The following is a 353-nucleotide window of genomic DNA, read 5'->3' as shown; positions in this document are numbered from 1 at the left end:
CAGCAAAAACCGAAATCTGATCTTGTGCAAAGATTGATGGTGCAACAGCTATCAATTGAGTGCCAAGTTCTTCATAAATTTTAGCGCGCTCCGCTTCATCAAGTGTTGCTCGTCCTTTTTCCAGTAAGGCATCGACCTGCTCATCTTTCAGGTATTCTGGTGACATCCATGTGCCGCCAGCCTGAGAGTGATACATATTTGACAACAAAGAATCCGGATCACCGGTCATGGTATTGACGAAAATTTCTGAAACAGTCGGTGTATTTTCTGGTTTTGAAACTTGATCAGAGAAGAGTGCCCATGGAACTTTCGTCACTTTTGCACTTAACCCGATCTGAGCAAGATTAGCTTGC

Annotated in this window: 1 pseudogene; it reads right to left on the bottom strand. The window is 43.6% G+C overall.

The window, feature by feature from the left end:
* Positions 1 to 353 (bottom strand): annotated as a pseudogene (locus HBA93_RS19515) (ABC transporter substrate-binding protein); the annotation flags it as partial.

It is taken from the genome of Ochrobactrum sp. SFR4 (assembly GCF_019730395.1).
In the GTDB taxonomy this organism is placed as follows: Bacteria; Pseudomonadota; Alphaproteobacteria; order Rhizobiales; family Rhizobiaceae; genus Pseudochrobactrum.
The sequence above is the reverse complement of the archived record's forward strand: the minus strand, read 5'-3'. Positions and strand labels throughout refer to the sequence as shown.